General features: G+C 63.5%; 6 protein-coding genes and 1 pseudogene. 4 read left to right on the top strand and 3 right to left on the bottom strand.

What is annotated here, in order from left to right; translation table 11 throughout:
* Positions 1-244: pseudogene (locus FY112_RS37415) on the bottom strand (cupin domain-containing protein); the annotation flags it as partial.
* 432 nt (positions 245-676) lie between these two features.
* On the opposite strand from FY112_RS37415, the gene FY112_RS04600 reads away from it, so the two are divergent.
* Positions 677-1,495, top strand: a complete 819-nt coding sequence (locus tag FY112_RS04600) for a sugar phosphate isomerase/epimerase family protein (RefSeq protein ID WP_131624213.1) — start codon at positions 677-679, stop codon at positions 1,493-1,495.
* A 305-nt stretch (positions 1,496-1,800) separates the two neighbouring features.
* Here FY112_RS04600 and FY112_RS04590 read toward each other — a convergent pair whose 3' ends face one another.
* Positions 1,801-2,844, bottom strand: coding sequence for a zinc-dependent alcohol dehydrogenase family protein (locus FY112_RS04590; RefSeq protein ID WP_094086422.1), 1,044 nt, complete (start codon positions 2,842-2,844; stop codon positions 1,801-1,803).
* 247 nt (positions 2,845-3,091) lie between these two features.
* On the opposite strand from FY112_RS04590, the gene FY112_RS04585 reads away from it, so the two are divergent.
* Both FY112_RS04585 and nadE read left to right on the top strand, forming a co-directional pair.
* The gene (locus tag FY112_RS04585; RefSeq protein WP_094086421.1) at positions 3,092-3,979 is read left to right on the top strand and encodes a branched-chain amino acid aminotransferase; all 888 of its coding nucleotides are present in this window, start codon (positions 3,092-3,094) and stop codon (positions 3,977-3,979) included.
* 242 nt (positions 3,980-4,221) lie between these two features.
* Positions 4,222-5,055, top strand: a complete 834-nt coding sequence (gene nadE, locus FY112_RS04580; protein WP_012756608.1) for an ammonia-dependent NAD(+) synthetase — start codon at positions 4,222-4,224, stop codon at positions 5,053-5,055.
* Positions 5,056-5,097: 42 nt separating this feature from the next.
* Here the strand turns inward: nadE and gstA are convergent, their stop codons facing one another.
* On the bottom strand, positions 5,098-5,781 hold the full coding sequence (gene gstA / locus FY112_RS04575; protein WP_017959583.1) for a glutathione transferase GstA: 684 nt from the start codon (positions 5,779-5,781) through the stop codon (positions 5,098-5,100).
* Positions 5,782-5,896: 115 nt separating this feature from the next.
* Here gstA and FY112_RS04570 point away from each other — a divergent pair.
* Positions 5,897-6,378, top strand: a 482-nt coding sequence (locus FY112_RS04570; RefSeq protein WP_151517824.1) for a TetR/AcrR family transcriptional regulator, incomplete at its 3' end; no start/stop codon positions are given.

Raw genomic sequence — 6,378 nt, 5'->3', positions numbered from 1 at the left:
CCTCGATCTCTTCGGGGCCGCTGTCGCTCAGGCGCCAGATCGTCAGGTTTCCCTCGATGATGCGGAACACTTCGGGGCTCGCATGGGCATGCTTCGGCGTCCGGCTGCCTGGTGGCACGGTGACGTCGAAGATATTGAGCCAGGTTCCGCTGATTCTAAGCCGCCGCTCTACCCTGTCGCCAAGGACGAAAAACCGCTTGGCCTCGTCGCTTGCATGCATTTTCACAAATGAGTTGGACATCATGTCTCTTTCTTTTTCTTACAGGGCTTCTTCTTATGGGCTTTTTCTTGCGGGCGCAGCCGTTAGACCTTTGCGACGCCTTTGACAACCCGCCCTGTTGTTGGGGGTAACACCGCCGAACGCTTTCAAACAAGCGCGCTACATCAGCCGAAGCGATGAACAAGCGGCTCCGTTGCCAGGGGTTCAGCGCCGCGCGCGCCACTGCGTCACGAGACTGTCGGGGCGGATATCGGTATGGCGGGGCGTTTCCGCAAGGTCCGCCAATGCGGCATCAGCTATGCGGAAATGAAGGGGGCCGGAGGGATTCGAAAGGCTCTGCGCCTGTAATACCGCCGACACAGAAGGGGCGCATAGAACGCGGCGGCCGTTCTTGGGGCCGTCCTTCCACGCCGTCCCGGCATTCACATTGATCATTCACATTGATGGAGCGCATCCATGTCCTCTCTTCCCGTCGTCGGCGCCGCCATGACGCTCGATGAAGTCGAACTTCACCGTGACTGGCTGTTCGAAAAGTCCCGCGATCTCGAATTGCAGAGCTTCGTCGATGCCGAGGTTCTGAACGGCGACTGGGCGCCGCTTGCCGCCCGTGCCAGGCGGCTTCTCGACGGTCATGGCGGCCGCCTCGGCATTCACGGCCCGTTCTGGGGCTTCACCATCGCCTCGGAGGATCCGGATATCCGCGCCATCGTCACCCGGCGCCTGCTGCAGGGCCTCGATGTCTGCGCCGCCATCGGCGCGACCCATATGGTCATCCACAGCCCTTACACCTCCTGGTCCTACAACAATCTCGACGACAATACCGGCGCCCGCGAAGCTCTGGTCGAGCGCACGCACATGACCCTGCGCGACGCCGTCAGGCGTGCCGAGGATATCGGCTGCACCATGGTCATCGAGAACATCGAGGACAAGGATCCGCACATTCGCGTGGCGCTTGCCGAGAGCTTCAACTCGCCCGCCGTCGCCGTCTCGATTGATACCGGCCACGCCCATTATGCCCATGGCTATACCGGCGCTCCGCCGGTCGATTATTACGTCAAGGCCGCCGGCAATCGCCTCCAGCATGTCCACCTGCAGGATGCAGACGGATATGCCGATCGCCACTGGAGCCTCGGCGAAGGCTCGATCCACTGGCACGCCGTCTTCGCGGCCCTTGCCAAACTCGAAAGCAATCCGCGCCTCATCATCGAGATCAAGGACAAGTCGAAGATCCCGGCTTCATCAGCTTTTCTCGCGTCGATCGGCGTGGCTGAATAGCGTCTGTTGCCCGGCCGGCTAGGGTCGCGGCTTGCTCCCTCTTCTCCCCAGCGGGGAGAAGGTGGCCCGCAGGGTCGGATGAGGGGGCCACACGGCACGCCATTCATTGCTCTTCGCTTGCGCTACGAGCATTCGCGGCTTTGCCGCTCACCCTCTCATCTGCCTGCCGGCATCTTCTCCCCGCTGGGGAGAAGCGGAATCGTGGCAATGTCTCGGTCCTTGCTTCTCAGTAGGAGCAAGACATATCGGACGAAACCCTCTTGCTCCGTCCTGCGCTCGTCACACGAGGAGAGGGTGGAATGCCCTCATGAAAATCGGGTAATCACGCTGATCCCCGTAGCCTCAGCCTTGTCGAGCGCCATCAGCGCCGGCACGGCCTCCTCGAGGCTGACGCGGCGTCCGATCAGCTTCTGCGGCGCGATCTTGCCGGCGGAAAGCATCGACAGCATGGCATCGTAGCGCCAGGCTTGCATGCCGTGGCTGCCGTAGATTTCCAGCTCGTGGCCGATCACCTGCGCCATCGGAATCGACGGCGTCGCATGCTCGCCGAGCATCAGTCCCACCTGCACGTGCCGCCCGCGCCGGCGCAGGTTCTTGATCGAGTTGAAGCAGGTAACGGGATGGCCGAGCGCGTCGATCGAGACATGCGCGCCGCCCTTGGTGATCTCGCGCACCGCCTCCGCCACGTCGGCGACGCCGGATGCATTGACCGTCGCTACCGCCCCGCAATCCCGCGCGAAGGCGAGTTTCTCCTCGGATATATCGATGCCGATCGCATTCGCCCCGAGCGCCGTGGCGATCATGATCGCCGACAGGCCGACACCGCCGCAGCCATGCACGGCGATCCATTCGCCAGGCCCGGTGCGCGCCTGGTCGGCGACGGCGCGAAACGAGGTGGCGAAGCGGCAGCCGAGGCTTGCCGCCGTCGCATCATCGATCGTATCGGGCAGGTGCACCAGATTGGTGTCGGCATAATCGATCGCCACATATTCGGCGAACGATCCCCAATGGGTGAAGCCCGGCTGGAACTGGTTCGGGCAGACCTGCTGGTTGCCGGAATGGCATTCGCTGCAATGGCCGCAGCCGGAAACGAAGGGCACGGTCACCCGGTCGCCCACCTTGAAACGCATCACGCCGCGGCCGGTGGCGACGATCTGCCCTGCAAGCTCGTGTCCCGGCACATGCGGCAGGCGGATATCCGGGTCGTGGCCCATCCAGCCGTGCCAGTCGCTGCGGCAGAGCCCGCTGGCCCCGACCGCTATGACGACACCGTCTTCTGTCGGTGTCGGATCGGCAACGGTGCGGATTTCGGGCGCCTGTTCGAAGGCTTCGTAGAACATGGCTCTCATCGGCGTTTTCCTTGCTGCTCATCCGCTGTTGCGCCCATCATCGCATGCGGCAGCCAGCCATTCCAACATTCCATTCCATCATTTTTGCTGATGCACCCATCGATGACGCTGCCATCGCTGCGCACGAATATTGCGGCCTGGCGCCATTCCTCGGCATTTTCTTGCTTCCGCGTTTCCTGCCCCGATTTGTCCTTGACCCGGCTTGCCGCGGCGGTTTTTCCTTCTCCGGCTTCAGGAGGAAACCATCATGGCCGTCGATACATCACCCCGTTCAACCACTTGGACTCATGTCGACGGGGAGTGGCTTCCCGGCAATCCGCCGCTGATCGGGCCGACCTCGCATGCCATGTGGCTCGGCTCCACGGTCTTCGACGGCGCCCGCTGGTTCGACGGCATCGCGCCGGATCTCGACCTGCACTGCCAGCGCATCAACCGCTCGGCGCTCGCCATGGGCCTGAAGCCGGTGAAATCAGCCGAGGAGATTGTGGCACTTGCCTGGGAAGGCGTCGCGAAATTCGATGGCGCCACGGCGATCTACATCAAGCCGATGTATTGGGGCGAGCACGGTTCGCCGGGCAGCGTCGTCTCGGTCGATGGGGACTCGACCCGCTTCGCGCTCTGCCTGTTCGAGGCGCCGATGGGCGGCCATGGCGGCACCAGCCTCACCGTCTCGCCCTATCGCCGCCCGTCGCCGGAAACGGCGATGACCGAGGCAAAGACTGGCTCGCTCTATCCAAACAGCGGCCGCATGATCGCCGAGGCACGCAGCCGCGGTTTCGACAATGCGCTGGTGCGCGACCTGAACGGCAACGTCGTCGAGACCGCCTCCTCGAACGTCTTCATGGTCAAGGACGGCGTAGTGATGACGCCGGCCGCCAACCGAACCTTCCTCGCCGGCATCACCCGCGCCCGCGTCATCGACCTGCTGCGCAAGGCCGGTTTCGACGTGCACGAAGCAACGCTCTCCGTCGAGGATTTCATGCAAGCCGACGAGATCTTCACCACCGGCAACTATTCCAAAGTCGTCGGCGTCATCCGTCTCGACGACCGCGATCTCCAGGAAGGCCCGGTCACCCGCAAGGCGCTGGATCTCTACATGGACTGGGCCCACGGCCGCAGCGAGAGTGAAGAGTGAGCCACGATCCCGCAAAGCGGGAGCAATCGATCCAGTGAATCGTGCAGTGGCGAACGCCCGAAGCGCAAGCGCAGGGTCGGCGCGGCCGCCTCTCGCAGAATCGAGATCTGCGTCCACCCACCGAGATACCAGACAGCCCACTTGCATAAAATGCATGGCAGGTCTGCCCTAAACGGCTTCGTCTTCCCCCATCTTTTCGCCATAGTGGCGCCGAAATTCCGTAAGCGGGGAGGAAGAGGCTTATGACCGTGCTGTTCGACGAACAAGGCGAGATCATCCGCGAACTGGGTGTCGCCGCCGATATCGACCCTGAGCGGGAGATCGAACGGCGAACCGCTTTCCTCAAGGATTATCTCGTCGCCTCGGGCATGCGCGGCTACGTCCTCGGCATCAGCGGCGGCGTCGATTCACTGACGGCGGCGCTGCTGGCTCAGAAGGCGGTGCGCGAGCTGCGTGACAGCGGCCATGCGGCCGAATTCATTGCCGTGCGCCTTCCCTATGGTGTCCAGGCGGACGAGGCGGATGCGGGAAGGGCGCTGGAAACGATCGGCGCCGACCGCTCGATGGTGGTCAACATCAAGGCGCCGGCGGATGCGATGCTTGCCGCCGCGCAGGACGGCGGCCTCGCCTTTGCCGATGCCGGCCGCCAGGATTTCATCCTCGGCAATATCAAGGCGCGCCAGCGCATGATCGCCCAGTTCGCCCTTGCCGGGGCGCTTGGCAGCCTCGTCATCGGCACCGATCATGCGGCCGAGGCGGTCATGGGCTTCTTCACCAAGTTCGGCGATGGCGCCGCCGATATCCTGCCGCTCGCCGGCCTCAACAAGCGCCGCGTCCGCCTGCTGGCAAAGCGGCTCGGCGCCCCGGACGAACTGGTGTTCAAGGTGCCCACAGCCGATCTCGAGGACCAGCGGCCGCTGCGCCCCGACGAGGAGGCCTATGGCGTGAGCTATGACGAGATCGACGATTTCCTCGAAGGCAAGCCGGTCGGCGAGATCGCCCGCCGCCGCATCCTCGCCGCCTATCGGGCGACTGCCCACAAGCGCGCTTTGCCGGTGGCGGTCAGCGCTCTCTGACGGTCGTCGAAGGGCGGGATGCGCGCGGGCGCGATCCGGGGTTTACGGCCTGACCGGCTCGCCCGTCCGTCCTGATGAAGCGAGATAGGCATGCGGCGCGAAATAGACGCCGTCGGCATCGAAGGCTTCGAGATCTTCGGCCTGCAGCGCCTCGCGCACCTTTGGCCGCGCCGCCACGCGGGCCATGAAGGTGTGCAGCGCCTGCCATTGCTTGAGATCGATGTGGGTCCAGGGTGACCAGTTCAGGCAGACGAAGAGGTAGGCATCCGCCACCGTGAAGGCATCGCCGGTGAGATAGGGTCCGGTAAGACGGCCGTTCAACCATGTCAGCCGCTTCGATATCAGCGCGCGGACCTCCCCATGAACACTGGAATAAGTCGGATCGAAGAGCAGCACCATCGGCTTGTGCAGCTCGGCGGTGATGAAGTTGAGATAGGATTGCACCTCGTTGCGGCGGATGTTGCCGACCTCAGGCAACAGGGCTGCCCCTTCGGGCACGCTGTCGGCGAGGAACTGCACGATCGCCGGCCCCTCCGTCAGCACCTTGCCGTCGTCGAGCACCAGCGCCGGCACATAACCGTTGCCGTTGATCGCGAGGTAATTCTCGCCGGTGCTTGTCCTGTGGGTCTGCCGGTCGACTTGGACGAGCTCGATATCGAGCCCCAGCTCCCGGCAGATGATGTGCGGCGAAAGCGAGCAGGCCGCGGCGTGCATATAAAGTTTCATTGCGGATTTCCTCTCTCACGCAGACGGTCGATGCCGCCCGTCGATGGTGTTGAACATCTGTACTGTTTCGCATAAAATGACTCTCGTCAAGAATTTAATGCGAAGCGGTACAAATATGAAAGACGAGAAGAAGCGTGGCCGGCCGAGGGCCTTCGACGCCAAGGCGGCGCTCGGAAAGGCACGCGATGTCTTCTGGGACAGGGGGTTTGCCGCCGCCTCGCTTGATAATCTGAGTGCTGCGACCAACCTCAACCGCCCAAGCCTTTACGGCGCCTTCGGCGACAAGGAGGATCTTTATCTCGATACGCTCGAGGGCTATCGGCAGGACGGCATGAATACGCTCGCCGAAGCGCTCGACCCGTCATTGCCGCTGCGCGACAATATCGCCCGCGTCTATGCGGGTGCGCTGGCGATCTATCTGCATGGTGAAACCGCCGCCCGCGGCTGTCTCCTGATCGGCACGGCATCGGCCGAGGCGGTCCAGCATGAGCGGGTCCGCGAGGTGCTCGGCCGCAGCCTCAACGATTTCGACGACGAGATCGAAAAGCGCATGCGGCTTGGCGTGGAAAGGGGTGAGCTTCCGGAGAGCGCCGATCC

The organism is Rhizobium sp. PEPV16 (assembly GCF_008919455.1).
In the GTDB taxonomy this organism is placed as follows: Bacteria; Pseudomonadota; Alphaproteobacteria; order Rhizobiales; family Rhizobiaceae; genus Rhizobium; species Rhizobium leguminosarum_Q.
Note: the sequence above shows the minus strand (reverse complement) of the source record. Positions and strands in the feature narration are given on the sequence as shown.

Bases quoted from the DNA above. Each gene is read 5' to 3' on its own strand.
- FY112_RS04600 (WP_131624213.1), top strand. From the start codon at position 677: ATGTCCTCTCTTCCCGTCGTCGGCGCCGCCATGACGCTCGATGAAGTC.
- FY112_RS04590 (WP_094086422.1), bottom strand. From the start codon at position 2,844: ATGAGAGCCATGTTCTACGAAGCCTTCGAACAGGCGCCCGAAATCCGC.
- FY112_RS04585 (WP_094086421.1), top strand. From the start codon at position 3,092: ATGGCCGTCGATACATCACCCCGTTCAACCACTTGGACTCATGTCGAC.
- nadE (WP_012756608.1), top strand. From the start codon at position 4,222: ATGACCGTGCTGTTCGACGAACAAGGCGAGATCATCCGCGAACTGGGT.
- gstA (WP_017959583.1), bottom strand. From the start codon at position 5,781: ATGAAACTTTATATGCACGCCGCGGCCTGCTCGCTTTCGCCGCACATC.